Annotated in this window: 23 protein-coding genes; 13 read left to right on the top strand and 10 right to left on the bottom strand. The window is 65.5% G+C overall.

The window, feature by feature from the left end:
- Positions 1-18 precede the first annotated feature (18 nt).
- Positions 19-2,448 (bottom strand): bifunctional diguanylate cyclase/phosphodiesterase, encoded by a 2,430-nt coding sequence (locus ACWAT4_RS11135; RefSeq protein WP_449730535.1) that lies wholly within the window; start codon positions 2,446-2,448, stop codon positions 19-21.
- A 285-nt stretch (positions 2,449-2,733) separates the two neighbouring features.
- Here ACWAT4_RS11135 and ACWAT4_RS11130 point away from each other — a divergent pair, with 285 nt between their 5' ends.
- A complete protein-coding gene (locus ACWAT4_RS11130) occupies positions 2,734-3,900 on the top strand; it encodes an ABC transporter substrate-binding protein (RefSeq protein ID WP_212298858.1) in 1,167 nt (388 codons plus the stop codon).
- A gap of 9 nt (positions 3,901-3,909) precedes the next feature.
- Here ACWAT4_RS11130 and ACWAT4_RS11125 read toward each other — a convergent pair whose 3' ends face one another.
- The 4 genes from ACWAT4_RS11125 to ACWAT4_RS11110 form a co-directional block, all read right to left on the bottom strand.
- The gene (locus tag ACWAT4_RS11125) at positions 3,910-4,887 is read right to left on the bottom strand and encodes a hydroxyacid dehydrogenase (protein ID WP_212444710.1); all 978 of its coding nucleotides are present in this window, start codon (positions 4,885-4,887) and stop codon (positions 3,910-3,912) included.
- Positions 4,888-4,899: 12 nt separating this feature from the next.
- Positions 4,900-6,753 (bottom strand): TRAP transporter large permease, encoded by a 1,854-nt coding sequence (locus ACWAT4_RS11120; protein ID WP_212444749.1) that lies wholly within the window; start codon positions 6,751-6,753, stop codon positions 4,900-4,902.
- Between the two features lie 22 nt (positions 6,754-6,775).
- Positions 6,776-7,807 carry a TRAP transporter substrate-binding protein gene (locus ACWAT4_RS11115; protein WP_212298860.1) on the bottom strand — a complete coding sequence of 344 codons (1,032 nt, stop codon included), beginning with the start codon at positions 7,805-7,807 and terminating at the stop codon, positions 6,776-6,778.
- Positions 7,808-8,139: 332 nt separating this feature from the next.
- Positions 8,140-8,583, bottom strand: a complete 444-nt coding sequence (locus ACWAT4_RS11110) for a DoxX family protein (RefSeq protein WP_212298861.1) — start codon at positions 8,581-8,583, stop codon at positions 8,140-8,142.
- Positions 8,584-8,679: 96 nt separating this feature from the next.
- Here ACWAT4_RS11110 and ACWAT4_RS11105 point away from each other — a divergent pair, with 96 nt between their 5' ends.
- The 3 genes from ACWAT4_RS11105 to ACWAT4_RS11095 all read left to right on the top strand — a co-directional run bounded on the left by ACWAT4_RS11105 (position 8,680) and on the right by ACWAT4_RS11095 (position 13,070).
- A complete protein-coding gene (locus tag ACWAT4_RS11105) occupies positions 8,680-9,600 on the top strand; it encodes a LysR family transcriptional regulator (protein ID WP_212444711.1) in 921 nt (306 codons plus the stop codon).
- 145 nt (positions 9,601-9,745) lie between these two features.
- Entirely contained in the window at positions 9,746-11,227 is a 1,482-nt protein-coding gene (locus ACWAT4_RS11100) for a caspase family protein (RefSeq protein WP_212444712.1), read from the top strand.
- A gap of 175 nt (positions 11,228-11,402) precedes the next feature.
- Complete coding sequence (locus tag ACWAT4_RS11095; RefSeq protein ID WP_449730534.1) at positions 11,403-13,070, top strand: SulP family inorganic anion transporter; 1,668 nt, start codon at positions 11,403-11,405, stop codon at positions 13,068-13,070.
- Between the two features lie 6 nt (positions 13,071-13,076).
- On the opposite strand, the gene ACWAT4_RS11090 is transcribed toward ACWAT4_RS11095, so the two are convergent.
- The 3 genes from ACWAT4_RS11090 to ACWAT4_RS11080 form a co-directional block, all read right to left on the bottom strand.
- On the bottom strand, positions 13,077-13,439 hold the full coding sequence (locus ACWAT4_RS11090) for a hypothetical protein (protein WP_212298865.1): 363 nt from the start codon (positions 13,437-13,439) through the stop codon (positions 13,077-13,079).
- A 38-nt stretch (positions 13,440-13,477) separates the two neighbouring features.
- On the bottom strand, positions 13,478-14,830 hold the full coding sequence (locus ACWAT4_RS11085) for a Spy/CpxP family protein refolding chaperone (protein WP_449730533.1): 1,353 nt from the start codon (positions 14,828-14,830) through the stop codon (positions 13,478-13,480).
- A gap of 102 nt (positions 14,831-14,932) precedes the next feature.
- Entirely contained in the window at positions 14,933-16,357 is a 1,425-nt protein-coding gene (locus ACWAT4_RS11080; RefSeq protein WP_212298867.1) for an FAD-binding oxidoreductase, read from the bottom strand.
- Between the two features lie 87 nt (positions 16,358-16,444).
- Between ACWAT4_RS11080 and ACWAT4_RS11075 the strand changes: the two genes are divergently transcribed.
- The gene (locus ACWAT4_RS11075; protein WP_212298868.1) at positions 16,445-16,951 is read left to right on the top strand and encodes a thioesterase family protein; all 507 of its coding nucleotides are present in this window, start codon (positions 16,445-16,447) and stop codon (positions 16,949-16,951) included.
- Positions 16,952-16,967: 16 nt separating this feature from the next.
- Here ACWAT4_RS11075 and ACWAT4_RS11070 read toward each other — a convergent pair whose 3' ends face one another.
- Positions 16,968-17,138 carry a DUF1328 domain-containing protein gene (locus ACWAT4_RS11070; protein ID WP_128950323.1) on the bottom strand — a complete coding sequence of 57 codons (171 nt, stop codon included), beginning with the start codon at positions 17,136-17,138 and terminating at the stop codon, positions 16,968-16,970.
- A gap of 240 nt (positions 17,139-17,378) precedes the next feature.
- On the opposite strand from ACWAT4_RS11070, the gene ACWAT4_RS11065 reads away from it, so the two are divergent.
- From ACWAT4_RS11065 to ACWAT4_RS11030, 8 genes are all read left to right on the top strand, one after another.
- The gene (locus ACWAT4_RS11065) at positions 17,379-19,979 is read left to right on the top strand and encodes an ATP-dependent helicase (RefSeq protein WP_449730532.1); all 2,601 of its coding nucleotides are present in this window, start codon (positions 17,379-17,381) and stop codon (positions 19,977-19,979) included.
- 7 nt (positions 19,980-19,986) lie between these two features.
- Positions 19,987-20,274 (top strand): type II toxin-antitoxin system HicB family antitoxin, encoded by a 288-nt coding sequence (locus tag ACWAT4_RS11060; RefSeq protein ID WP_212298870.1) that lies wholly within the window; start codon positions 19,987-19,989, stop codon positions 20,272-20,274.
- 88 nt (positions 20,275-20,362) lie between these two features.
- Positions 20,363-20,779, top strand: a complete 417-nt coding sequence (locus ACWAT4_RS11055) for a hypothetical protein (protein ID WP_212444750.1) — start codon at positions 20,363-20,365, stop codon at positions 20,777-20,779.
- Positions 20,776-21,447 (top strand): OmpA family protein, encoded by a 672-nt coding sequence (locus ACWAT4_RS11050; RefSeq protein ID WP_449730531.1) that lies wholly within the window; start codon positions 20,776-20,778, stop codon positions 21,445-21,447. Before ACWAT4_RS11055 ends, ACWAT4_RS11050 begins: the two co-directional genes overlap by 4 nt.
- A 173-nt stretch (positions 21,448-21,620) precedes the next feature.
- Positions 21,621-22,139 carry an Mpo1 family 2-hydroxy fatty acid dioxygenase gene (locus ACWAT4_RS11045; protein ID WP_212298872.1) on the top strand — a complete coding sequence of 173 codons (519 nt, stop codon included), beginning with the start codon at positions 21,621-21,623 and terminating at the stop codon, positions 22,137-22,139.
- A 33-nt stretch (positions 22,140-22,172) separates the two neighbouring features.
- Entirely contained in the window at positions 22,173-23,204 is a 1,032-nt protein-coding gene (locus ACWAT4_RS11040; protein WP_449730530.1) for an NAD-dependent epimerase/dehydratase family protein, read from the top strand.
- 30 nt (positions 23,205-23,234) lie between these two features.
- Positions 23,235-23,861 (top strand): methyltransferase family protein, encoded by a 627-nt coding sequence (locus ACWAT4_RS11035; RefSeq protein WP_212444719.1) that lies wholly within the window; start codon positions 23,235-23,237, stop codon positions 23,859-23,861.
- 395 nt (positions 23,862-24,256) lie between these two features.
- On the top strand, positions 24,257-25,561 hold the full coding sequence (locus tag ACWAT4_RS11030; RefSeq protein ID WP_212444720.1) for a PQQ-dependent sugar dehydrogenase: 1,305 nt from the start codon (positions 24,257-24,259) through the stop codon (positions 25,559-25,561).
- Between the two features lie 80 nt (positions 25,562-25,641).
- Here the strand turns inward: ACWAT4_RS11030 and ACWAT4_RS11025 are convergent, their stop codons facing one another.
- Positions 25,642-26,466, bottom strand: coding sequence for an aspartate dehydrogenase (locus ACWAT4_RS11025; RefSeq protein WP_212425386.1), 825 nt, complete (start codon positions 26,464-26,466; stop codon positions 25,642-25,644).
- Position 26,467 lies beyond the last annotated feature (1 nt).

The following is a 26,467-nucleotide window of genomic DNA, read 5'->3' as shown; positions in this document are numbered from 1 at the left end:
CCGCTTTGCGTGGCGCGCTCAGGCCGCGTCGCGCTGCGAGCCCTCGGCAGGCTCATCAAGCTCGATCGCGTCGATCGGCAGCGGGCGGCCGAACAGATAGCCTTGCGCGAAATTGACGCCGAGCGCCTTCAGCCGCTCGAACTCCTCTGCCGTCTCGACGCCCTCGGCGGTGACCGACATGTCGAGCCCGCGTGCCAGCGTCACGATCGAGGAGATGATGGCGGAAGAGCGCGGCTGGTGCGTGAGGTTGCGGATGAACGATTTGTCGATCTTGATCTTGTCGAACGGGAATGCGGTGAGATAGCTCAGCGAGGAATAGCCGGTGCCGAAATCGTCGAGCGCGAGCTCGATGCCGATGCTCTTCAACCGTTCCATGAAGGCGTGGTTCTCGGCGCCACGCTCCAGCAGGACGGACTCGGTGATCTCGATCTCGAGCCGTTGCGGCGACAGGCCGGAATCCTGCAATGCCGCGCAGATGACATCGAACAGATCGGCTTCCTTGAACTGGATCGGCGACAGGTTCACCGCGACCATCAGATCGGACGGCCAGCTCGCCGCATCCGCGCAGGCACGGCGCAGCACGAATTCGCCGAGCGGAACGATCAGCCCGGTCTCCTCGGCGAGCGCGATGAACTGATCCGGCGGGATCAGCCCGCGCACCGGATGCCGCCAGCGCACCAGCGCCTCGAACCCGCGCCGCGCGCCGGTGCCGGCATTCATGAACGGCTGATAGTGCACCTCGAGCTGGCACCGCGCGATGGCGTCGCGCAGATCCCCTTCCAGCGTGTTGCGCGCCTCGAGCTCGGCCGACATCGCTTCGTCGTAGATCGTAAAGCAGTTCCGGCCAGCCGATTTCGAGCGATAGAGCGCAAGGTCGGCCTTCTTCAGCAGCTGCTCCTGGTCGCTGCCATGATCCGGCGCGATCGCAATGCCGATGCTGGTGCCGATCTCGACACGGTGCCCTGGCAACAGAAACGGCTCGGCCACGAGCTTGGCGATCCGCATCGCCAGCTCGGTCGAGCAGGCGCGCTGATCCTCGCAGCTTTCCTGGATGATGGCGAATTCGTCGCCGCCGAGCCGCGCCAGCACGTCGGTGGCGCGCACCGCGGATTTCAGCCGCTGCGCCACCAGGCGCAGCAGCGCATCGCCAGCGCCATGACCGAGGGAATCGTTGACGTTCTTGAAGCGGTCGAGATCGAGCATCAGGATCGAGAAGGTCGCCCCGCCATCTTTCAGCTGGCTGTTGAGCTCGTCGAGCCGGGCGAGGAAGAAGGCGCGGTTCGGCAATCCCGTGAGGACGTCGGTCTGCGCCAGCTCGAGCACGCGCCGGTTGGCCAGCGACAGCCGCCGCGAATTGCGGCTTGCGAGCATCAGATAGGTCGCCAGCGACAGCGTCAGCAGCATGCCGACGATCAGCACGGCGCCGGCGCGATCATACGTCGTCTCCAGCGGGCCGCCGGCGGTCGGAACCGCGCGCACCTGCCAATCGGTGTCGCCGATCCTGAGGCCGCCCGACCAGTGCCGGCCGCGCGCAACATCGCGCATCGATTGCGGCGCGGCGGCTGCCGAGGCGTAATCGGGCAGCGTGCCTTCCAGGCTGACGATGCGCGCGCTGAAGGGCTGATAGACGTTGACGCTGACGGCGGGGCTCGCGCCGGTCCTGGCGCGGATGGCCTGCATCAGCAAAGGCAGGTCGAAGATGCCGACGACGAAGCCCGAGATGTTGCGGCGCCGATCGGTGATCGTGTCGCGCGAAGTGCCCTTGGCGTAGACGGGCACGATCACGAGCACGTTCGGCAACTGGCCCGCTTCGTTCCGGGCGTAGAGCTCGGTGCGGATCGCGGCGATGGTGTCATTGTCCCGGGCGCGTTCGAGCGCCACCTTGCGGTCCGGCACGCTCATGTAATCCATACCGTAGACAGGCGACGTCTTCGGCTGCGTCGAATAGAGAATGGGGAAATACTCCGCGCCCTGCGGCGCGGTCACGAAATCGCTGCCGTCGAGCGCCTTGATATGATAGCCGGACACGCCGTCGGCGATCGCGGCAGCCTCGTATTCGGCGCGCTCCTTGCGCGCGATCCGCGGCAGCCAGCCGACGCGCAGCAAGCCGGGATAGCGCTCGAACAGCCGGCCGCTGAACGTCTCGAACTCGCTCCGCGTGACCCCCTCGTTGGAGGATTCGAACAGGGTTCGCAGCGCCACGAGCCGGCTGATATATTCGTTCATGCCGTTCTGCATGACGATGGACTGCGTTTCGGCCGCGTTCTCGAATTCGATCTTGTTGACGCGGTCTTCCCAGCGCGCCACCGCAGCTGCGCCCGCGAGTGAGAACAGCAGGCCGACGGCAGCCGCGACCAGCGCAGGACGATACAGGCCGAGCAGCGGCGCAACGCGCCACCGTCCAGTCAGTCGCTTTCGATCCAGATCATTCTGATCGCGATCGCCCATCTTGTTTTCCGCAGTTCCCCTCGGCGCGGCGGCCGAACTTAGGGTTGAGCCGCCGTGGCGACTATCGGACAAGGATCGGGGTTAAGAACTGCACAACTTTGGAACCAAGGCATCCCGCATTGCGAAGCGTAGTTAATGATTGACCTGCGCATTCCCGCAAATGTGGTCGTCGATTGCCACATTTCCCCGGAGTCCTACGGATCGATCTCCCGGTGCCGGTTAGTGCCCTGTTCAGCCCGCGGATCTATCGTTGCCGCAACTTTTCCCGCATCGGCGAGCTCTCTCATGAAACGATCGCGCGCAGCGATAGGCATTGCGCTTGCCGCCATGGTGCTGGCGGCGGCAACGCTGACGGCAAGAGGCGACGAGGTCGGCGTCAGCGAGGACGCGATCCTGTTCGGCCAGGCTGCCGCGCTCGAGGGGCCCTCCGCCGTGCTCGGACAACGCATGCGGCACGGCATCGTCGCGGCGTTCACCGAGATCAACGCCAAAGGCGGCGTCCACGGCCGCAAGCTCCAGCTCATCAGCCGCGACGACGGCTACGATCCCGACCGCTCGGTGGCGCAAACGCTGAGGCTGATCGAGGACGACAAGGTGTTCGCTTTGATCGGTGCCGTTGGCACGCCGACTGCGATCGCGACCATCCCGGTGACGAGCGCCCGCAACATCCCCTTCATCGGCCCCTTCAGCGGCGCCGAATTCCTGCGCGACCTCGAACTCCCGAATGTCGTGAACATCCGCGCAAGCTACAGCGCGGAGTCGGAGACCCTCATCAAGCATCTGACCGAGGACCGCCACTTCAGCCGGATCGGCATCTTCTACCAGGACGATTCCTTCGGCCGCGACGGCCTCGCCGGCGTCAAGAACGCGCTGGCCAGGCGCGGACTCGAACTCGCCGCTGAAGGCACCTTCGAACGCAACACCCGCGCGGTCAGCGCGGCCTGGCGCACCATCAAGCGCGCCGAGCCCGAGGCGATCGTCATGGTCGGCACTTACGGTCCGAGCGCCGAGTTCATCAAGCTCGCGCACCGCAACGGCGTCTTTCCGACCTTCGTCAACATCTCCTTCGTCGGCGCCAACGCGCTCGCCAAGGAGCTCGGCCCGGACGGCGAAGGCGTCGTCGTCGCCCAGGTCGTGCCGTTTCCATGGGACCGCTCGATCAAGCTCGTCGCCGACTACCAGGCCGCGCAGACGGCGTTCGATCCGACGCTGGCACCGGACTTCGTGTCGCTCGAGGGCTATCTCTCCGGTCGTCTCGCGGCAGCGGCGCTGGAAAAGGCCGGGCCGAACCCGACCCGTGCGAACCTGCTGCGCACGATCAACGATATCGGCCGCTTCGATATCAGCGGCAGCATCGTCACCGTCGGGGCGCGCGCCGTCGACATGCCGCCAAAGGTGTTCCTGACGGTGATCCAGAAGGACGGGACGTTCACGGCCGTGGACCGGCTGTAGAGCAGCAGCTCACGGCCGCCGTGTCCAGCGCTCGGCGTTGACGGCGCCCCGCGGGGCTTCGCCCTTGATGATGGCGTCGACCTGCCGCACCGTTTCCAGGGACTGGTATTCGATCGCCTGCGGCGTCAGCCCGCCGACATGGGGCGTCGCGACGACGTTGGGAAGCTTTGCCAGCTCCGGCGTCGGCATCTGGTCGGGCGCGCGGCCGACGTCCATCGCCGCACCCGCGATGCGGTTCTCAAGCAGCGCCTTGGCGAGTGCCGCCTCGTCGACGAGATTGCCGCGCGAGAGATTGATGAAGACGGCATGCTTCTGCATGCGCGCCAGGGCCGCCTCCCCGATCAGCTTCTCGGTCTGCTCATTGGCAATTGCGAGGCAGACGACGTAGTCGGACGCCGCAAGGAGGTCGTCGAGACCGACCTGCCTGATCGCGCCGTCGCTGACATCCGCAAAGGGATCGGCGACCAGCACATCCATGCGCATGACCTTGGCGATCTCGGCGAGGTAACGCCCGATGCTGCCATAGCCGATGATGCCGATCGTGCTGCCGGCAAGCTGACGGCCCATCCGCGCCTCCGGCTTGCGGCCGGCCTGGTAGTCGGCCGTGGCCCGCGACACGCCGCGCGACAGATCGACCATGAAGCCGAGCGCGAGCTCGGCGACGGCCTGCACGAAGCCGGGACCGGCACGCGTCACCAGCACACCGGCTTGCGAAGCGGCCTCCACATCGACATTGCGGATGTCGACGGCACAGCGGACGAAGGCGCGCAGGCGCGGCAGCTGCGCGAAGATTTCGCCGCGGCCTTCGGTCATGCGGTCGGCGACGATGATGTCAGCATCTTTTGCCGCAGTCACGAGGCCTGCGGCATCGAGCGCATGGTCGCCCTCGTGCAGGATCACGTCGGCAATGGCGCGCAGGCCGTTCAGGCTCCGATCGCCGTAATAATTGCGGCGCATCTCCGGCGTGTGGGCCAGCAGGACTTTCACGGCAATACTCCTTCAGTAACCGAACGCGCGCGGCAAGGCGGTGCTCAGCCATGGCACGAAGGCGATGACGAGCAGGCAGAGGAACAACAGGCCAAGATAGCCCAGGATCGGTTTCACCGTCTGCTCGATCGGGACGTTGCCGATCAGGCAGGCGCCGTAGAGCCCGAGCCCCAGCGGGGGCGCGAACAGGCCGATGCCCATCGCAATGACGAGCACCACGCCGAAATGCAGGGGATCGATGCCGAGCTGCACGGCCACCGGCAGCAGCAGCGGCCCGAAGATGATGAGCGCCGCCGCGCCTTCCAGCACCGAGCCCATCACGATCAGCACGGCGATCGCGAGCAGGATGAACAGCCAGACGCCGGAGGTCTTGGACAGGCCCAGCATGAAATCGCCGACCGCATGCGGCACCTGCTGCAAGGTCAGCGTGAACGCCAGCGATTGCGCGGCGGCGACTATGAACAGCACCAACCCCGCGCGCGTCGCTGCCTGCACGAAACAATGCGTCGCCGATGTGAAGCTGAGCTCGCGGAACACCACGCTGCCGACAACAAGTGCATAGGCGACCGCGAACGCGGAGATTTCCGTTGCCGTGGCAAAGCCGCTCTTGAAACCGAAGAAGATCATGAAGATCAGGCCGAACGAGGCGATTGCGCCGCTCCAGAGGCCCGACACCGGCACTTGCGGCTCGACCGCCTCGGTCTGCGCCGGCTTCTTGCCGAAGATGATGGAGAAGGCGATCAGGACCGTCGCCATCAGCGCCGCCGGCAACAGGCCGGCGACGAACAGGCCACCGATCGAGAGGTTCGCGACGAACCCCAGGATGATCAGATTGATGCAAGGCGGAATGGTCTCTGCCATCACCGCGGACGCCGCGAGCAGCGCCACGGCGCTGCCTGGATTCTGCCTCGAGCGGCGCGCCGCCGGAATCAGCACGGAGCCGACGGCCGCGACATCGGCCATCTTCGAGCCGGAGATGCCGGAAAACAGCACCATCGAGGCCACCATCACGACATTCAGGCCGCCGCGCATGCGGCCGACCGCACGCTGCAGCAGCTCGATCAGGCGCACCGACATGCCGTTGGCTTCCATCAGGTAGCCGACGAGAATGAAGAACGGGATTGCGAGCAACACGAAATTGTCGATGCCGCGCGCCATCTGCTGGGCGAAGATCACGCCCGGCAGCGCACCCTCGACCCAGATGAAGATCAGCGCGGCCAGCGCCAGCGCAAAGCCGATCGGCAAGCCGCCGAACAGGGTTGCGAAGAAGCCGATCAGCATCAGCACGCCCGCCGACGGCACTGATGACGGCGACAGATAATCCCAGACAAGATAGAGCCCGGTGACGATGACGACCGCGACAAGGCCTCTGACCATGTCAGGCAGCGGCCGCGCGCGGAGATGGTCGATCGCGAACACCGTCATGAACAGTGCGCCGATGCCCATCGGATAGAAGGTGAGCTCAAGTGGCAGGCCCGAGCCGGTGGTCTGTCCCGACGTCAATGCGCCCAGCTTGATCGCGTTGTAGGCGACGTAGCCCGAGACCAGCACGACGAGCACGGCGCTCGCGGCGTCGACCAGTGTACGCAACCGTTGCGGCAGCAGATCGCGAAAGAAGGACACGCCGACATTCTCGCCGCGCGCCAGCGCGCTCGCCGCGCCGAAGAAGGCCGAGCCGACCATCAATCCGCGCGCGACGTCGTCCGACCATTCGACCGGCGCGTTGAAGAAAAAGCGCAGCAGTACGGAGCCGCAGACGACCGCGAGATCTGCGGCCAGCAAGATCGCCGCGATCGCATCACTAAGGCGAAGCAGCAGCGCGATGCTCCCGTGGCGGCCGCCCGAGAGAGACAACGCGCCGGTCATCGCCATCTCGGATTTGGCCATCTCAAGCTTGCGTCGAACGAATGATGTCGATGACCGCCTTGGATTCCGGCCGCGCCTTGATGAAGTTCTCGGTCTGCGGCGCCACGCGCTTCTTGAAGGCCTCACGGTCGCACTCGGCCACCGTCACGCCCTTCTCGGTGAGCGCCGCGAGCGCCTCCTTCTCGACTGCGAGCCCATGGGCGCGGGTATCGACCGCGGCCTTCTTCGCGGCGTCGAGAAATCCCTCCCGCAGCTTCGGATCCATGCGGTTGAAGGTCATGTCGCTGAAATAGATCGCGAGCGGCGAGAAATTGTGCTGCGTCAGCGCGTAGAACTTCGCGGTTTCGAAGAACTTGCTGGCGAGGATCGTCGGCGGATCGTGCTCGAGGCCGTCAAGCACGCCGGCCTGCAATGCCGTGTAGATTTCGCCGAACGCCAGCGGCGTCGCAGCAGCGCCCATCAGCCGCAGGCATTCCGTGATGACGGGATTGGGCAGGGTGCGGATCTTGAGGCCGGCGAGATCCTCCGGCGTCTTCACCGGTTTCTTCGCGAATACGCTCCGCGAGCCGAAATTATAGGCCCAGGCGATGATGCGGATGTTGCTGCCCTTGAGCAGGGCGTCCTCGATCGGCTTGGCGGCGCCGGCGTCGAACGCCTTGGTTTGCTGCGGGAAGCTCGAGAACAGGAAGCCGAGATCGTAGGTGCCGACCAGCGGCACCAGATTGGCCGAGATCGACGAGCCCGACACCATGAGGTCGATGACGCCGAGCTTCACCGAATTGATGACGTCGATTTCCTGACCGAGCTGGTTGTCCGGGAAGAAGGCGACCTCGACCTGCTCGCCGAGTCCGTTGCCCTTCAGATTCTTGACGAGATTGTCGTAGTAGACGCGGCCGTTGGCGAATTTGGGATCGTTCGGCAGCGAGGAGGAGCATTTCAGCTTCAGCGTCGCCGCCTCAGCGCGGCCGATGATGGCGGGAGAGAGCACGAGGCCGGCGGTCACCGCCGTCGACGACTTGAGGAACGTGCGACGGCTGACGGGCACGAAAGTCATGGTGTCTCTCCCCAGTATTTTTTTCGCGGCCGCGGTCACAGCCGCAGCTTGTTGCGCGGACTGTATGGCCAAAGCGACGGGGCAGGCAAGGCTGGCAGTTGGGGCGATGCGAGCGCGCGAGCGGCAGGCGCACCGGCAGAGATTGCAGGGAACGCCTGCGTTTGCTGATGTTTTCGCTATGCCGCATCGGGACGGACGACGGGCTATGCAAGATTGACGCAGATCGATCCAATTCAGGTATGGATCAATGCCGAACGCAGATTGATGGGAGCGCAGCAAAACGCTGCGGGACCGGGATCCCGCAGCGCTCTCATTCCTGCGTTAGATGAGGTTCAGCGCGACGGCGCGACGCTCAGCTGTCCATTCGCCGCCTCGACATCGCGCGAGGGCCGCAGCGCGAAGGCACCATCGCCGAGCAGCGCCTGTGCGACCAGCGCAATGGCCCAGAACGCGGGATATTCCCAACCGCCCTTCGGGTTCGTGAAGAAGAAGCCGGCCGCACCGTGCACGGTGAAGATCGCGCCGAGCAGGATCGGGATGCCGGCGAGCGCCGCGTAGCGGGTCCAGACACCGAGGATCAGGGCAATGCCGCTGAGGACCTCCACGGTCATCACGAGGTAGGCGAGTTCAGGCGGGAAGCCGAGGCTGCCGAAGAACTTTGCAGTCCCTGCGGGGGTGAAAACGAACAATTTCAGGCTGGCATGGGCCAGAAACAGCGCACCCAACGTCACGCGCAGCACCAGCGCGGCGTAGGGAGCGGTACGGGAATCGATCATGGCGGTCTCCATTGTTGCGGCGAGCTATGATCTATTCTCAATCGAACGACAATCAGCTATAATGGAAAAATACCTCACACTCATAGAGTGAGATGGATGCTCGACCGGCTGACCAGCCTGGAAGTCTTTGCCAAGGTGGCGGCGAACGGCAGCCTGTCGGGCGCGGCCCGGGCGATGGGCCTGTCGCAGACCATGGTCACCAAGCATGTGGCCTCGCTGGAGACGCGGCTCGGCATCAAGCTGTTCCATCGCACCACGCGTCGGCTGTCGATCACCGAGGCAGGGCGTCTCTATCTGGAATCGTCCGAGCGGATCCTCGCCGACATGGAGACGGCCGATGCCGCGGTCGCGCGCGAGCGCGCCGAGCCGCGCGGATTGTTGCGGGTCAACGTACCCGTCGTGTTCGGCACACGGCAGATTGCGCCGCTGATCGCGGACTTCTCGGAACGCTACCCCGAGGTCACGATCGAGCTCGGCCTCAACGATCGCCTCGTCGATCTCGCCGAAGAAGGCTGGGATCTCGCGATCCGCATCGGCAAGTTGCGCGACTCCAGCATGGTGGCCCGAAAGCTCGCGCCGAACCGCCTGGTGGTCTGTGCCGCCCCTTCTTATCTGGCCAAGCACGGCACGCCGCGCAAAGTGGCCGACCTCGCCGCGCATAATTGCCTCGGCTACACGCTGACGCAGCAGGGCAGCGCTGCGGAATGGCCATTCGGTGTCGACGGCGAGATCCGTATCCAGATCAGCGGAACCTTGCGCGCCAACAATGGCGATGCGCTGCGCGCAGCGACGCTGGCCGGCCTTGGCATCGCCCGGCAGCCGACCTTCATCGTCGCCGATGATTTGCGCGCGGGCACGCTGGTCGCGCTTCCGCTCGACCAGCCGGAGATCCAGTCCTCCGCGGTGCATGCGGTCTACCTGCCCGATCGCCGGCCGCCGGCGAAGGTGCGCGCCTTCATCGATTTCCTTGCGGCGCGCTTTGCGCCGGTTACGCCCTGGGACCGTGGACTGTCCTGACGTTTCGCGGCATGAGGCGTCAGCTCCGGCAGAGCTCCTGCCCATTTTGCCGCATGCGCAAGCGTGAGCTAGCGCACAGACAGAGTCTTGGCGGGCGACTAGAAAAGGTGACATCCTCGCGCCCATTGCCGATGGAGGTGACACCATGCGCCGTCCAGCCCTTTGCAATTTGATTCTTGCCTCCGGTCTCCTTGCACTTGCGCGGTTGATGACACCGACACAGGCCGCGGCCGAAACGCGGCTTGCGCTGGTGATCGGCCAATCCGCCTATCGCACGGTTCCCGAGCTGCCCAACGCCGCCAATGACGCGAAGGGCATGGCCGAGCTGCTCGGCAATGCCGGCTTCACCGTCACAGCGGCGCCGAACCTCGCGCAGAACGAGATGCGCCAGGCGATCTCGGATTTCGCCGGCAAGGTCAGCGCCAGCGGCGCCGACACCGTCGCGCTGGTGTTCTATGCCGGCCACGGCTTGCAGATCGACGGTGAGAATTATCTCGTGCCTGTCGATCTCGACCCCAAGCGTGAGGCCGACATTCCGCTGCAGGGCGTGCGGCTGAACGATCTGCTCAACACGCTCGGCGCGCTGCCGACGCGGGCGCGCATCTTCATGCTCGATGCCTGCCGCAACAATCCGTTCCCTGCGCTCAGCGGCGCCGGCCACGGGCTCGCCATCGTCGACACCAAGGCCGGCGCGCCCGGCTCCTTCATTTCCTACTCGACCTCGCCCGGCGCTGAAGCCGAGGATGGCTCGGGTGCCGACAGTCCCTACACCACGGCCGCGCTGACGGTCGCCAAGCAGCCGAACATTCCGATCGAGGAAGTGTTCAAGCGCATCCGCATCGCAGTCGCGCAATCGACCGACGGGCGGCAGATCCCCTGGGAAAGCTCCTCGCTGACAACCGACTTCAAATTCTTCGGCGACAGCAGCGGTCAACCCCCTGCTCCGGGTGCGAACGCGATGGCGCTCGCCAGCACCCCGCGCAGTGTCGCGGACTGGCGCAAGGATTTGCAGGGCAAGGATGCCAAGGTCGCCTATGATCTCGTGATCTCCGACGACACCGTGGAAGCCTATCAGGCCTATATCGAGCTCTATGCGCAGGCCTCCTACACGCCGCGGCTGCGCACGGTGCTGGAGCGCCGGCGCCAGATGCTGGCGTGGGACCGTGCGGTCACGATCAACACCCGCGCCTCCTTCGAGGCCTATCTCGCGAATTGGGACAACAGCGATCTCGCCGCGACCGCGCGCCGGCTGCTGCTGCGCGTACAGAATCGCAATTATGCCTTGCCGGTTGCGGCCGCCGCGGTGCCGGTCGCCGTCGCCATGGCGCCGACCTGCCCGTGCTCGACACCGACGCCACCGGCAACGCCGATCAACCCGACGGTTGCGCCGGTCATCAAGAAGCGCGTCGACGACACGCCGCCCAAGCGCAAGGTCGTCGACACGCCGCCGAAGCCGCGCCGGCCGCCGCCCGACGACGTCGTCGTCGAGCGCGCGCCGCCTCCCGGCCCACCGCCCGAAGCCATCGGCGTCGGAATCGGGATTGGCCTCGGCATGGGTATGGGCATGGGTGGCCGCGGCGGTGGAAGCATGGGACACGGCGACTACGGCAACCGCGGCAGGTATTGAGAGCACGTCGTGCGATACGGAGGACCGATTTGTCCTCCGTCATTGCGGAGAGGCCGCAGATGACCAACCCCCATCCGGATATCCCTGTTGATGGCTGAGAAGTTGCGCGGTCTGCCGCCTTCCACCCCGGAAATGCTGTAGTCTGATCGACTGACACAGGCTTTCCGGGGACTCGATGCCGCAAGATTCGCACGCCAAGCACGCATGGCCACTGTTCCGCTCACTGGCATCTTACTCCCTGCCCGGCGACCTGACGGCGGGACTGACGCTGGCAGCCATCGCGATCCCTGAGCAGATGGCGACCGCACGGCTTGGCGGCTTCGCGCCGCAGGTCGGCTTCTTTGCCTTCCTGGCGGGCTCGCTCGGCTTCGCGCTGCTCGGTGGCAACCGCTTCCTGTCCTGCGGCGCCGATTCCACGATCACGCCGATCTTCGCCGGCGGGCTCGCGGCGATCGCCGCCACCGGGTCACCTGAATATCAGGGGCTCGCACTCGCGCTGGCCTTGATGGTGGGCGCCATGATGCTCGCCGGCGGCGCGTTCCGGCTCGGCGGCATCGCCAACCTCTTGTCGATGCCGGTGATGGTCGGTTTCCTCGCCGGCATCTCCGTCCACATCATCGTGTCGCAGCTACCGGGCGTCCTGGGACTGGAGTCACCGAGCGGTCCCACGCTCGATCGCATCGGCGTGCTCGCAACCGAGATCGGCCGCACCAATCCCATCACGTTTTGCATCGGCTTCGGCGTGCTGGCGGTGGTCTTCATCTCCGAGACGATCAGCGCGAAGATCCCCGGCGCGCTGATCGGGCTCGTCGCCGCAACGCTGGCCACGATCGCGCTTGGTCTCGAGAGCAAGGGCGTCAACGTCGTAGGTAGCGTGCCCGGCACGCTGCCGCGCCCGACCTTCCCCGATCTTGCGCCCGAGCTCTGGGTGCGCCTGGTGCCGCTCGCGTTCGTGGTCACGGTCGTCGTGATGGTGCAGACTGCGGCCACCACGCGATCCTTCCCATCCGATCCCGACAAGCCCGCTGATGTCGATCGCGACTTCCTCGGCGCCGGCGCCGGCAGCGTGTTGTCAGGCCTGTTCGGCGCATTTCCGGTCAATGCCAGCCCGCCGCGCACCGGCATCGTCGCCGAGACCGGGGGGCAATCGCAGCTTGCGGGCCTAGCAGCAGCGGCGATCGTGCTGGCGCTGCTCGCGTTCGGAACGGGGCTGCTGCGCCATGTTCCGGATGCAGCCCTCGGCGGCATCCTGCTGTTCGTGGCGCTGCGGATCATCCGCACCAAGCAGATCGTCACGATCTATCGCCAGTCGTTCAGCGAATTCCTGCTCATCGTCGCCACCGCAGCGCTGATCATCGTGCTGCCGATCCAGCAGGGCGCGTTCCTCGGCATCGTGCTGTCGCTGCTGCATGGCATCTGGAGCACGACGCGCGCACGGCTCGTCGAGTTCGAGCGCGTGCCGGGCACCACGATCTGGTGGCCGGCGCATCCGCACATCACCGGCGAGCGCATCGCCGGCGTTGCCGTGATCGGGCTCCAGGCGCCGCTGTCCTTCCTCAACGCGCCGGGCTTCCGCAGCGATGTGACGAAGGTGCTGGGCACGGCGACGCCGCAGCTGCTGGTGCTGGAAGCGAGCGGCATGGTCGAGATCGACTTCACCGCCGCGCAGATCCTGCTCGACGTCTTCAAGGTGTGCAACGCGCAAGGCGTCACGGTGGCGCTGGCGCGGCTGGAATCGGTGCGCGCACAGGACGCGTTCGAGCGCTTCAAATTGTTCGATGTGCTGCCGAGGGAGCACGTCTTTCACAGCGTGGATGAGGCCGTGCACAAGCTGGCGAAGTAGCTGCCGCTACTGCACCAGTGCCGGATGGTCCCGCTGCACCATCTCGCGGATCCAGCTGGCTTGGATCGCGCGGAACAGGATCTGCGCCGTCTTGATGTCGTTCGCCATCATGCAGAGGTCGACGATGCGATGCACCGCGTCGTCGCGCACCAGCCCGTCGGAGATCTTCATCGCGATCTCCATCGCGACCCTGCCGGCGCGTTCATAGCGCTCGCTGTCCTGTCTGTCATTGCGCGCAGAGCCCGCCGCGCTCGCAGTCGCAGCCGCGCAGATCGCGCGAATGCGCTCGGCGGCTTCGATATCGCCGAGCGGCCCTTCGATCGCTTCGTCCCAGATATCCGCCGGCTTCTGCTTGGCGAACCACTTCATCGTCCACCCACCCCTGGTCTTTACAGCCACCGATGCATTCAGGACGTCCGGCGCGGCCCGATCGACTCGAACTGCTCCTTCTGCTCGTCATTGAGCGTCGCGTAGAAATCCTCCAGCGCCGCTCGAACCGACTTGACGCCGTCGAGCATCGTGTCGAGCCGTGTGCGGATTGAGGCCATTCGCGCCGGCGGCGTCAACACCTCGCTCGGCTGGCAGGCCGCCTTGAGCGATGCGCTGACCTTGGCGCTGGTATCCTGGAGCACCTGTAGCGCAGCACGCTGGGTATCGTTGGGATGAAGCCTCGCCTCGATGTCGGCGCCGGGCCAATCGAGCGCCGCGGTCGCTCCGCAATTCTGCACCAGCGATCGCTCGCCGGTGCTGGACGCCGTCGCGCGGCGCTGATCCTCGGCCAGCGCATTGAAGCGCGCCTTCTGCTCGTCCGTGAGCAGGCCGTAGAATTTATCCAGTGCGGGCTGAACGAGGTCGACGGCCTTCTCCATCGCCTCGATGCGCTGTTGCATCGCCATCAGCCGACCGGGCGCCGTCGCTGCGACCTGCGCCGGACAGGACGCGCGGATCATCTCCGCCGCCTGGATCGAGGCGTTGCCGAGCTCGTCGAGGCTCGCTCCTTGTGCCTCGGTCGGCTGCACCGCGGCTGCGATCTGGTCGATCGGCAGACCGACGATCTCGCGCCGGTCGCTACCGCAGAGCTGATCGAGCGCGACGCCACGCGCTTGCCGCCGTCCATAAGGACGCTGCGGCAGATAGGTTGCGAGGCCGTCATAGCCATAGGGCCCGAAGATGCCGGCATAGATGTCCGGGTAGCCGTAGCCCCAGAAGCCGAGACCATCGCCCCAGATCGCGTAGTCGTAGAGGTCGTTATAGGCGAACGGCCAGAACAGCGGCCCGACCCAGCCATAACCACCCCCGGCATGTTGCCACCATCCGCCGCCGGCACCGTGCCAGCCGGCGAGCGCGGCGGCGGCCGCGATCTGGGCGCGCGCCGCCGGATTGCCGATCAGCCGGCCGTTGCCGAAGGTGCTGGCGTGGAAATTGAAGGCGTTGCGAAAATTGGCGGGATGAACGGCCGCATTGCGGATCTGACCGAAGCTCGGGCCGCCATGTCGCGCTGCTGTTGCGAACCGGAACCCACCACCATGATGCCCGCCACCGCCGTGCGCGTGCCGGACACCATGACCGCCAAAATGACCGCCACCAAAATGGCCGCCGCCATGACCGCCACCGAAATGACCGCCTCCATGACCGCCTCCGTGCCCACCGCCATGGCCGCCACCGCCGTGACCGCCACCGCCGCCACCCTTCCCCAGAGCCGTGCCCGCCACCAGGCAGGCGAGCGCCATCACGGCAATTCCAATGACCGGTCGCAACATCGTATCCTCCCGCTGAGCCGCGCCATTGAGGCATCGGAAGTTGACGGGAATTGGAACCGGCCGGGGGGCCGAAAGTTCCGCAACCGCGACGCAGCAGGCGCGCTACGCCTCCGGCACGATCTTGCCGGGGTTGAAGATGTTTTGTGGATCGAGCGCCTTTTTCAGCGCGCGCATCGCGTCCAGCGCCTCGGGGCCGAGCTCGGCCTTGAGATATTTCTGCTTGCCCTGGCCGATGCCGTGCTCGCCGGTGCAGGTGCCGTCCATCGCCTGCGCGCGCTCGACCAGGCGATGCATGAACTCCTCGCCGCGCGCCATCTCGGCCGCATCGTTGGTGTCGCACACCAGCGAGCAGTGGAAATTGCCGTCGCCGACATGGCCGACGATCGGCGACAACAAATTGAGGCGCTTGAGATCTTCCTCGGTCTCGCTGACGCAATCGGCAAGCCGCGAGATCGGCACGCAGACGTCGGTTGCGACCACGCCGATGCTGTCGCCGGGCCGCAGCGCCTTGACGGACCAGTACGCATCGTGCCGCGCCTGCCACAGCTTCGTGCGATCCTCGGGCTTGGTGGTCCAGGAGAAATCGCCGCCGCCGCATTCTTTCGCAATCTCGCCGAACGCCTTCGACTGCGCATCGACCTCGATCTCGCTGCCGTGGAATTCCAGCAGCAACAGCGGCGTCTCCGGCAGCGTCAGCTTCGAATAGGAATTGCAGGCCTTCACCTGCGCGGCATTGAGCAGTTCGATGCGCGCCACGGGAATGCCGGTCTGGATCGCCAGGATGACGGCCTGACACGCCCCATGCACGGTCTCGAACGACACCGCCGCTGCCGCGATCGTCTCGGGAATGCCGCGCAGACGGATGGTCAGCTCCGAGATGACGCCGAGCGTACCCTCGGCGCCGACGAACAGATGCGTCAGGTCATAACCGGCGGATGATTTCTTGGCGCGCGTGCCGGTCGTGATGATCTCGCCGTCGCCGCGCACGACTTTCAGCGCCAGCACGCTGTCGCGCATGGTGCCGTAGCGCACCGCGTTGGTGCCGGAGGCGCGCGTCGAGGCCATACCGCCGAGCGAGGCGTCCGCACCGGGATCGATCGGGAAGAACAGGCCCTGGTCGCGTAAGTGCTCGTTGAGCGCCTTGCGGGTGACGCCGGGCTGGATCACGCAGTCGAGATCCTCGGCATGCACCGCGAGCACCTTGTTCATGTCGCGCAGGTCGATGCAGATGCCACCGGCCGGCGCGTTGACCTGGCCCTCGAGCGAGGTGCCGGTGCCGAAGGGAATGACGGGCACGCCGTTCTTCGCGCAGATGCGCACCACGTCCTGGATGTCGGCGGTCTCCTGCGCCATCACCACGCCGTCGGGCGGCTGGTTGACGATCCATGTCGTGGTGTGGCCGTGCTGCTCGCGGACGGCCTGCGAGGTGACGAGGCGGTTGCCGAAACGTGCGGCAAGCTGCTCCAGCGCGCTTGCGAGGGCTTTCGGCTCGACCCGCGGCGGATTATTGGTGATGGTCGTACCCACGGACATTCCTCCCGACAGAAGAAACCGTGGCAAAGGACATCTCACCGGTCAAGTCAAGCGACCGGACGCATAGCTGGGGAAGGACACATGCCGGAGACTGCCGCTCACGCGCCCGAGGCAGAGCCGTTCCGCGCCTCGATCATGCAGATCGAGCCGCAATGGATCGACTATAACGGCCATCTCAACATGGCCTATTACAACGTGATGTTCGACCGGGCGATCGACCAGATGTGGCTGCAGCTTGGGATCGGGCCGGGATATATGAAGGAGCGCAACGGCTCGACCTTCACCGCCGAATGCCATGTGCGCTATCTGCGCGAGATCCATCTCGGCGATCCCGTGCAGGTCTCGGTGTGGCTGCTGGAAGCCGACGACAAGCGCCTGCACACGTTCCAGGAGCTGCGGCACGCCACCGAAGGCTGGCTCTCGGCCACGTCCGAGAACATGTCGCTGCACATCGACATGGGCTCGCGCAAGGTGGCGGCGTTTCCGCCCGACATTCGCGAGCGCATCGCGGCCGTCGTAGAGGCGCACAGCGCCGTGCCGCGGCCCGAGGGCATCGGACGGAGCGTGGCGATGCCCTCGAAGCGGTAGTGCATGATCCGTCGCGCTATATCCTGCGGCCGCGGGCGAGGCCGACCACGGCCGAAACCAGGAACAGAACGACCGCGACGAAGAAGATGATCTTGGCGATTTCGATCGACGCACCGGCGAGGCCGCCAAAGCCCAGGATACCGGCGATCAGCGCGATAATCAGAAACGTCACAACCCAGCTCAGCATGGTCAAAACCTCTGTTTCGATGTCTGTCTGCGATCGGCGCGGCTGAGGCGCCTCACTTGCAGAAACAAGTGCCGGCTCGGAACATTGGTTCCGGCCGGCCGCCGCTGGAAATTCGTCCCGTGCCGAGGAACAAATCGGCCCGCCGCGCACGTGGAAAACCCCTCGCGGCCGCCCCATATAGGCGGCAATCCCTGTTATGAAGGCTCCCTTCCGCATCCCCGCGGTGCCATCGTGGGGCCAATGATTCGCATGACCGAGCCGAGCAAGATCACAAGCGTCCCCGACCACCAGCCCGCCGCCGGCGGCATCGCCGCGCGTGCGCGCGCCTCCGTGGGCCCGAAATACCTGACCGGGCTCAATCCGGAGCAGCGCGAGGCTGTGGAGACGCTGGACGGCCCGGTCCTGGTGCTGGCCGGCGCCGGCACCGGCAAGACCCGCGTGCTGACCACGCGCATCGCCCATATCCTGAGCCAGGGCCGCGCCCGTCCTGCCGAGATCCTGTCAGTGACCTTCACCAACAAAGCCGCGCGCGAGATGAAGCACCGGCTCGGCCAGATGCTGGGCCACGCGGTCGAAGGCATGCCGTGGCTCGGCACCTTCCACTCCATCGGCGGCCGCATCCTGCGCTTCCATGCCGAGCTGGCACAGCTCAAGTCGAACTTCACCGTGCTCGATGTCGACGACCAGGTGCGTCTGTTGAAGCAGCTGCTGCAGGCCGAGAACATCGACGACAAGCGCTGGCCGGCGCGCATGCTGGCCGGCCTGATCGACGGCTGGAAGAACCGCGGCCTGATGCCCTCGCAGGTGCCGTCAGGCGAAGCCGCGATGTTTGCCAATGGCAAAGGCGGCAAACTCTATGCGAGCTACCAGGAACGGCTGAAGATCTTGAACGCCGCCGATTTCGGCGATCTCTTGCTGGAGAACATCCGCATTTTCCGCGAGCACCCGGATATCCTGCGGCAGTATCAGCAGCGCTTCAAATTCATCCTGGTGGACGAGTATCAAGACACCAACGTTGCGCAATATCTGTGGCTGCGGCTGCTGTCGCAGGCACCGGCGACGACCAAGGCCGTCATTCCGGGGCACGTCGAAGACGCGAACCCGGAATCCAGCAGTGAGTCCGACGATCGAGATTCCGGGTTCGATGCTGCGCATCGCCCCGGAATGACGGAGCAAACGGTCAGCGCGCCGATGGCCGCCCCCCATGTCAAAAACATCTGCTGCGTCGGCGACGACGACCAGTCGATCTACGGCTGGCGCGGCGCCGAGGTCGACAACATTCTGCGCTTCGACCACGATTTTCCCGGTGCCAAGGTGATCCGCCTCGAGCGCAACTACCGTTCGACCGGCCACATCCTTGCGGCCGCCTCGCATTTGATCGCGCACAACGAAGGCCGGCTCGGCAAGACGCTGCGCACCGAAGACCACGACGGCGAGAAGGTCACGGTAACAGGCTCGTGGGACTCGGAAGAGGAAGCCCGCGGCATCGGCGAGGAGATCGAGCAGATCCAGCGCGGGGGCGAGAAGCTCAACGAGATCGCGATTCTCGTGCGCGCCTCCTACCAGATGCGCGAGTTCGAAGACCGTTTCGTCACGCTCGGCCTGCCCTATCGCGTCATCGGCGGCCCGCGCTTCTACGAGCGCGCCGAAATCCGCGACGCGCTCGCTTATTTGCGTGTCATCAACTCTCCCGCCGACGATCTCGCCTTCGAGCGCATCGTCAACGTGCCCAAGCGCGGGCTTGGCGATGCCACCATACAGATGCTGCACGACCACGCCCGCAAGCGCCGCATCCCGCTGTTCGAGGCCGCGCGTGCCGTGGTCGAGACCGACGAGCTGAAGCCGAAGGCGCGCGGAAGTCTGCGCGACGTCGTCGCCCAGTTCGATCGCTGGCGCGCCCAGCGCGAGGTCACCGCGCATACGGATCTCGCCCAGATCGTGCTCGACGAGAGCGGCTATACCGAGATGTGGCAGAAGGACCGCTCGGCCGACGCCGCGGGCCGGCTGGAGAACCTGAAAGAGCTCGTGCGCTCGATGGAGGAGTTCGAGAACCTGCAAGGGTTCCTGGAGCACATCTCGCTGGTGATGGACCGCGAGGGCGGCGCCGAGGACGACGCGGTGTCGCTGATGACGCTGCACTCGGCCAAGGGTCTCGAATTCGACAACGTGTTCCTGCCCGGTTGGGAGGAAGGCCTGTTCCCGAGCCAGCGTACGCTGGACGAACAGGGCCGCGCGGGCCTCGAGGAAGAGCGCCGGCTCGGCCATGTCGGCCTGACCCGCGCCCGCCGCCGTGCCATGATCTATTTCGCGACCAACCGCCGGATCCATGGCACCTGGTCGACCACGATCCCGTCGCGCTTCCTCGACGAATTGCCGGCGGCGAATGTCGAGATCACCGAATCCAAGGGCGGCTCGGCCTGGGGCGGCACGGGCGGCTACGGCGCCTCGCGCTTCGACGACATGGAGGCGTTCGGCTCGAGCTATTCGACGCCGGGCTGGCAGCGCGCCCAGGCGAACCGCAACCGGGGCGGCGGCCGCAATAGCGGTGGTGGTGACGGTCGCGGCGGCTTCGAGGAAGAGGCCGCGACCTTCTCGTCGACTTCATCATCCGGCCCCGATTTCGGCAGCTTCTCCTCGCGCCGCCGCGGACCGCTGACGATCGAGGGCGAGCTGGTCGCCAAATCCACCGGCACGACGTCGGAGTTCTCGCTCTCCGACCGCGTCTTCCACCAGAAATTCGGCTACGGCCGCGTCACCAAGATCGACGGCAACAAGCTCACCATCGCCTTCGACAAGGCCGGCGAGAAGAAGGTCGTGGACAGCTTCGTGCAGCGGGCCTGAGCCCAAGATGCCTCACTACGTCGCCATCATCGAGGACGCCGGCCCGGACGACGTCAGCCTGTGGTTTCCGGACCTGCCTGGCTGCATCTCCGGCGGCGACGACGTCGAGGAGGCTCTGGAGAGTGCACCCGAAGCGATCGCGTTCTACGCGCAGGACCTGATCGAGGACGGCCGCCAGCTTCCCCCGCCGAGGACGCTGGACGAGCTCAAGGCCGATCCGGAGTTTGCCGACGACATCCGGAACCACACGGCCGTCCTGATCGAATTTCCGCCGAGCGACGCCGCCGAGGAGTGAGGACTGTTCGCCGCACTGGCGCAACTCTCGACAGTTCTGGTCCGAACAGCCCTTGACCATGGCGAACTTCCCCGTATCAGATGCAACCATGGTCCGGGGCTTCGTCACACTGATCGTGCTTGCATTGGGGATGCCGTCGCTTGCGACGGCGGAGACGATGAGCTTTGGCGATTCGATCGGGCTTCTGGCGAAAAGCTGCGGCGCGGAAATCGTCGCGAATTGCCGCGGCGTCAATCCGGACTCCACCCGCCTGAAAGAGTGTCTGTCCCGCAACCGGGACGTGCTCTCGCAGCAGTGCCAGAGGGATTATCTCGCGGCGTTCGATGCCATTCAGAAACGCATCGCCGCCCGCGTCGCGGTCGCGAACGCCTGCCAGCGCGAGATCGTCAAGGTCTGCGGCGGCTCGACCAAGGAGACCAGCAAGTCGATCCCTTGCCTGATCTCGACGCCAAAGGGCATCAGCAACAACTGCCTGAAGGCCGTCGACGACGCGGGGTATCGATGACGCGCGCAACCGGGCACGTCACCGCCGGAATGGGCCTCGCATTGGGCCTGGCCCTGCTCGCTGGGGCAGCCGGCGCGCAGACGGCGCCGACCCGAGACGACATCGTCGGCAAGCTCAATCATTTCGAGGAGGCCGCCGAGGTCGACATTCCCGCGCTGAAGCAGCAGGTGATGGAGCGGGCAAAGGCCAGGATCAAGAATGATCCGGGCCCGGTGAACCGGCCGCCGATCGCGCCTGATCTGGCCAAGCTGCCCGCCTTCAACGCTCAGATCCAGTTCGACGCCGACACGCCGATCATCCAGCCGGAGTCCTACCAGACCGTCGGCCGCATCGCCGACGCAATGGTTCACGCCTCGCTGCTGCCCTACACGTTCCTGATCGTCGGCCATGTCGAGTCCAGTCAGAAGACGCGCGAGGCCAACGCGATCCTGAGCCAGCGCCGGGCGGATGCGATCCGCGACGTGCTGGTGAACACCTTCAAGATTTCGACCAAGCGGCTTCAGCCGATCGGGCTAGGCGAGGAGCAGTTCCTCGACCGCGCCAAGCCGACCTCGGCAATCAACGGCCAGTTGCAAATCCTGACCTTTGCCAAGGTACCCGAGGAAGCGCCGGCGCATCCCGCAACAGCACCTGCGCCTGCGACGAAAAAGCCCGCCAAGAAGCGTTGAGCGCATCCATTCCGGCAGCTGTTGGAACCCTTTGAACTCCCGATTGTTTTGTAACCTGTCCCAGGGCGCGACAGCATGGTCCTGCGCGACAAAAGCGCCGGTTTGTGCACTGCTCTATCAGGTGCTATAGCCACTGTTCGTCCTTACCCGACCCTGTGCTGCATGAGACCGAGATGGGTGGCTTTTTTCAACGCCAACTTGCCGTTTATGTCGAGTACCATCGCGATCCCCGGAACACGGCGATGCATGTGGTCGGCATCCTCCTGCTGTTCACCGGCGCCGTGATGCCGCTGACACTGGTGAAGCTGCCACTGTTCGGTGTCGAGATCAGCCTGGCAGTGATCCTGGCAACGCCGGTTCTGATCTATTGGCTGCTGCTCGACGTGGCGCTCGGGTTCGGGATTCTGGCCGTCTCTATTTTATTATTTTCGATCGCATCGACCATTGCCGCGCAGGTCAGCACCCTGACGATGTGGGCGATTTTCAGCGCCCTGGTCGTGCTCGGCCTCGCCGCGCAGACCATCGGCCACAAGGTTTTTGAGGGGCGCGAGGCCTCGTTGTTCACGTTTCCGTCGCACCTTTTGCTGGGACCGATGTTCGTGATGGCAAAATTGTTCATTGCACTGGGTTTTCGTCGTGACCTTGCCGCGATTCTCGCGCCTCTTCCGACCAACTCCCTTTCAACCCGATAGGCTTCCCGAAGCGGAATAGTAGCAACCTTCTTCATGACTCTCGCACTGGTTACCGGTGGCAGCGGCTTCATCGGACATCATCTCGTCGAAGCGCTCCGCAGCAGGGAGCAGCGGGTGCGCGTGCTCGACGTGCGGCCGCCGGCCACACCCTGTTCCGACGTCGACTATGTGACAGGCTCCGTCCTCGATGGCGCCGCGGTCGATGCTGCGCTCGCCGGGGTCGATCAGGTCTATCACCTCGCCGGCCTGCCCGGCATGTGGGTCGCCAACAAGCAGGACTTTCACGAAGTGAATTGCCGCGGGACCGAAGTGGTGCTCGCAGCAGCAATGAAGCACGGCGTGTCGCGCTTTCTGCACTGCTCGACGGAATCGATCCTGTTCCCCTATTCCAACCTCAACGGCGTTGCCGCCGAGGAGGCGCTGCAGCCGGCCGACGCGATGCCCGGCGCCTATACGCGCTCGAAGTCGCTCGCCGAGCATCACGTCGCAAAGGCCGCGGCCGGCGGCTTCCCGCTCGTGATTGGCACGCCGACCATGCCGATCGGCGCCGCTGACCATAACCTGACGCCGCCGACGGCGATGCTGTGGTACTTCCTCCAGAAGAAGGTGCAGCCGCATCTCGACTTCCTGGTCAACCTCGTCGACGTCCGCGATGTCGCCATGGGCCTCGTGCTGACGATGGAGCGCGGCCGCATCGGCCAGCGCTACATCCTCGGCGGCGATTGCGTCAGGCTCGGACAGATCCTGCGGATGATGTCGGCGATGAGCGGACGGCGGCAATATCCGGTTGTCGTTCCCGGCAAGATCGCCGAGCTCTCCGCCATCATGCTCGAATCGATCTCTAATCGCATCACGCGCCGTCCTCCCAACGGCACTGCCGAAGGCGTGCGTATCGCACTCGCCGCAAGCGACCTCTCGATCGGCAAGGCGCGCACCGAACTCGGCTATGCACCGCGCCCGATCGAGCCGGTGCTGCGCGAAACCATCACCCATCTGCTCGCCCGCGGCGGCCAGGCCGCGTCCAATGCCATCAAGCATCACGCGCTCTCGTCGCGCGCGAGCTGATCTGCAGCCCAAACCAAAGAACCTTTCCGCATGTCCTACGATTTCAGCAAGCTTCTTTCCGTCGCCTGGGGCGGCTGGACCACGACCTGGCCGACCGAACTCCTGGCCCTGATCTGGCTCGCCTTCCTCGCCAGCTGGGTGGGGGCCTCGTTCTGGCAGGGGCGGACCAAGAAGCAGGTCATGACGCTGGAGTCGCAGCGCTATCGCCTGCCGATCCTGATCGGCGGCATTCTGTACACGCCGTGGATTGCGGAGATCCTGGGCTGGAAGCCGCTCTGGGTGCTCGGCAACACCGGCATCACCATCGCCGCGGTCCTCTCGGTCGCCGGCATCGCCTTCGCCTGGTGGGGCCGGCTGCATCTCGGAAAATTCTGGTCCAACACCATCACGCATAAGGAAGATCACCGCGTCATCGACACCGGCCCCTACGGCATCGTGCGTCACCCGATCTATACGGGACTGATCTTCGGCATGCTCGTCACCGGCGTCGCGATCGGCTTCGTCACGACGATCCTCGGCGCGATCCTGATCTCGCTGGGCATGTGGCAGAAGGGCCGGATGGAAGAGGTGTTCCTGTCGAAAGAGCTCGGCGAAGACGCCTACGGCGCCTATTGCCGCCGCGTGCCGATGATCATCCCGTTCACGTCGCCACGGTAAGATAAGAACCCACCCCATCCTCGGTGTCGTTCCGGCGAAGGCCGAGACCCATAACCACAGGGCGATGTCTGGCGAAGATTCGTCGTTCGGTACCTCGACCATCCACAATCGATAGATCACGCGGTGGGTCCCGGCCTTCGCCCGGACGACGCTGAGAGTCTTGCGCGGTCGTATTCTTGCCATGCAAATTCGGCGTGCTGCCATTTGCGCCGTGAACGGCCCGATCCGAGCCCACACAGGTTGACCTTTTTACCGCGACCCAGTTGGATGCGCGCACAAAAGGCACGACGGCATCCATCGTCGATCTGGAGAGGTCGACGATCTGGCCTGAGCCCGCGCGGGGCTCGGTGCGATCCGGCGTTGGACAGTGCCACAGGATTCGACAGGGGCGTCTCATGACTTTTTCCAGCATCTTCGCGCAGTTCGTCGCAGTCCTCGGCGGCATGGCGCTGCAATGGCGGAAGCTCACGGGCACCGAGGCGGCACCGGCCTGGGGCCAGGCGCCCGCCATTCCCGAAGCCAAACCGCAAGGCGCGATCCCGACACTGAAGATGCCGACCGCACGCGGCTGGAGCGAGGGCCAGAAGCCGGCGGTCGCGCCCGGGCTCAAGGTCAATGCGTTCGCAGGCGGCCTCGACCATCCGCGCTGGATCGAGGTGCTGCCCAATGGCGACGTGCTGATTGCGGAAGCGACGCAGATCGCCGGTGCCCCGCGCAGCGTGTTCCACTACGCGATGCAGGCGACGATGCGCCGCGCCGCCGCGCTCGGCGTGTCGGCCAACCGCATCACGCTGTTGCGCGACAAGGACGGCGACGGCGTTGCCGAGGTTCGCGGCGTCTTCATGGAAAACCTCAACCAGCCCTTCGGCATGGCGCTGGTCGGCGACACCTTCTATGTCGGCAACACCGACGGCGTGATGGCCTTTCCTTACGTCGCCAATGCCGATCGCATCACCGCGCCGGGCAAGCGGCTCACCACCTTCAAGCCGAGCGGCCATTGGACGCGCAGCCTGCTCGCCAGCCCCGACGGCAAGAAGCTCTATGCCGGCGTCGGCTCGCTCAGCAACATCGCGGAGATGGGCATGGAGGTCGAGGAAGGCCGCGCCGCGGTCTACGAGCTCGATCTCGCCGCCGGCACGCACCGCATTTTTGGCGCGGGCCTGCGCAATCCGGTTGGATTGGCGTGGGAGCCGACGACCGGCGTGCTCTGGACCGTGGTCAACGAGCGCGACGGTCTCGGCGACGAGACGCCGCCAGACTATCTGACCTCGGTGCGCGACGGCGGCTTCTACGGCTGGCCCTATTGCTACTGGGGCAAGACGGTGGACGACCGTGTGCCGCAGGATCCGGCGATGGTCGCCAGGGCGATTCAACCGGACTACGCGCTCGGCGGCCACACCGCCTCGCTCGGCCTGTGCTGGATGCCGGCGGGCACCCTGCCCGGCTTTCCCGACGGCATGGTGATCGGCCAGCACGGCTCGTGGAATCGCAGCACGCTGTCCGGTTACAAGCTGGTGTTCATCCCGTTCGCGAACGGAAAACCCTCCGGCCCCGGCCGCGACATCCTGTCGGGCTTCCTGTCCCCCGACGAGAAGGAATCCTATGGTCGCCCGGTTGGCGTCGTGATCGGCCCCGACAAGAAGTCGCTGCTGATGGCCGACGACGTCGGCAACGTGATCTGGCGCGTGACGGGCGCGTAGCGATGATTCTTCGCCTCTCCCCGCAAGCGGGGCGAGGGAGCCGACCGCCGCTTGGGGCGGTCGCTCTAGTCCGATCCGCTCTACGTCCCCACGCAAAGCGTGGCGCGCTGCTTGCGTAGCAGCGCGATCACGGACAGCGCGGTGATCATCCCCGTCTTTGGATTTTCTGACGGGATGTTCTCGATGCCCATCGAGAAGCGCGCCGAATCCGCTTCGACCTCGATGCGATGAACATTGCGCGTCACGGTGGGGTCGGCCCAGACCTGCATCTGGGTGCGATCGGGCCCGATGCCCGCCAGCGACAGCGCAACAGCGACATTGACGTTCGCCGGAAAACCCTTCGCCGCCTCGCGCGCGCTACCCTCGAACAGCTTGAGCGGCTCGCGCAGATTGTCGATGTCGATGTTATTCTCGACGATGAACGGCGCGCCCTTCAGCCCATCGACCGGCTTGCGCGTCACCATCTTCACCGAATGAATGGTGCCGACCGCGGCGGCGTTGACGGCATCGAGCCCGATCAGCGCACCTGTTGGCACGAGGATGCGGCCACCCTTGGCGCGGGCGAGATCGATCAGATCGAAATTGTCGAGCAGTCCGCCGACGCTGACCACGACGGCGGACTTGCCGCGCTTCACCGCGGGCTCGACGATCGCGCGCAGCCGGCTGCTCGGCGCGCACTCGACCACGATGTCGGCGGCATCGCCGAGCTGGTCGATCGGCAAAATCTTTGGCGGACGGCGCAGGCCGTTGAGGAACGCCCGGTGCTTGACGGGATCGCGCACGGCCACGGCGGACAAGCTCAATCCTTCGATGCCCTGATCGAGCGCCGTTGCGATCTTGCTGCCGATCGAGCCCAGCCCTGCGATGGCCACCCGCAATTCGTTCGAAGCTTTCTGATCAGTCATC

Source organism: Bradyrhizobium sp. T-1, assembly GCF_053592855.1.
The sequence above is the reverse complement of the archived record's forward strand: the minus strand, read 5'-3'. Positions and strand labels throughout refer to the sequence as shown.

Coding starts and splice junctions, on each gene's coding strand:
- ACWAT4_RS11045 (WP_212298872.1), top strand. CDS start 21,621: ATGGGTGGCTTTTTTCAACGCCAACTTGCCGTTTATGTCGAGTACCAT.
- ACWAT4_RS11110 (WP_212298861.1), bottom strand. CDS start 8,583: ATGATCGATTCCCGTACCGCTCCCTACGCCGCGCTGGTGCTGCGCGTG.
- ACWAT4_RS11035 (WP_212444719.1), top strand. CDS start 23,235: ATGTCCTACGATTTCAGCAAGCTTCTTTCCGTCGCCTGGGGCGGCTGG.
- ACWAT4_RS11025 (WP_212425386.1), bottom strand. CDS start 26,466: ATGACTGATCAGAAAGCTTCGAACGAATTGCGGGTGGCCATCGCAGGG.
- ACWAT4_RS11130 (WP_212298858.1), top strand. CDS start 2,734: ATGAAACGATCGCGCGCAGCGATAGGCATTGCGCTTGCCGCCATGGTG.
- ACWAT4_RS11060 (WP_212298870.1), top strand. CDS start 19,987: ATGCCTCACTACGTCGCCATCATCGAGGACGCCGGCCCGGACGACGTC.
- ACWAT4_RS11105 (WP_212444711.1), top strand. CDS start 8,680: ATGCTCGACCGGCTGACCAGCCTGGAAGTCTTTGCCAAGGTGGCGGCG.
- ACWAT4_RS11120 (WP_212444749.1), bottom strand. CDS start 6,753: ATGACCGGCGCGTTGTCTCTCTCGGGCGGCCGCCACGGGAGCATCGCG.
- ACWAT4_RS11075 (WP_212298868.1), top strand. CDS start 16,445: ATGCCGGAGACTGCCGCTCACGCGCCCGAGGCAGAGCCGTTCCGCGCC.
- ACWAT4_RS11090 (WP_212298865.1), bottom strand. CDS start 13,439: ATGAAGTGGTTCGCCAAGCAGAAGCCGGCGGATATCTGGGACGAAGCG.
- ACWAT4_RS11065 (WP_449730532.1), top strand. CDS start 17,379: ATGATTCGCATGACCGAGCCGAGCAAGATCACAAGCGTCCCCGACCAC.
- ACWAT4_RS11135 (WP_449730535.1), bottom strand. CDS start 2,448: ATGGGCGATCGCGATCAGAATGATCTGGATCGAAAGCGACTGACTGGA.
- ACWAT4_RS11070 (WP_128950323.1), bottom strand. CDS start 17,138: ATGCTGAGCTGGGTTGTGACGTTTCTGATTATCGCGCTGATCGCCGGT.
- ACWAT4_RS11085 (WP_449730533.1), bottom strand. CDS start 14,830: ATGTTGCGACCGGTCATTGGAATTGCCGTGATGGCGCTCGCCTGCCTG.
- ACWAT4_RS11095 (WP_449730534.1), top strand. CDS start 11,403: ATGCCGCAAGATTCGCACGCCAAGCACGCATGGCCACTGTTCCGCTCA.
- ACWAT4_RS11100 (WP_212444712.1), top strand. CDS start 9,746: ATGCGCCGTCCAGCCCTTTGCAATTTGATTCTTGCCTCCGGTCTCCTT.
- ACWAT4_RS11050 (WP_449730531.1), top strand. CDS start 20,776: ATGACGCGCGCAACCGGGCACGTCACCGCCGGAATGGGCCTCGCATTG.
- ACWAT4_RS11030 (WP_212444720.1), top strand. CDS start 24,257: ATGACTTTTTCCAGCATCTTCGCGCAGTTCGTCGCAGTCCTCGGCGGC.
- ACWAT4_RS11040 (WP_449730530.1), top strand. CDS start 22,173: ATGACTCTCGCACTGGTTACCGGTGGCAGCGGCTTCATCGGACATCAT.
- ACWAT4_RS11055 (WP_212444750.1), top strand. CDS start 20,363: ATGGTCCGGGGCTTCGTCACACTGATCGTGCTTGCATTGGGGATGCCG.
- ACWAT4_RS11115 (WP_212298860.1), bottom strand. CDS start 7,807: ATGACTTTCGTGCCCGTCAGCCGTCGCACGTTCCTCAAGTCGTCGACG.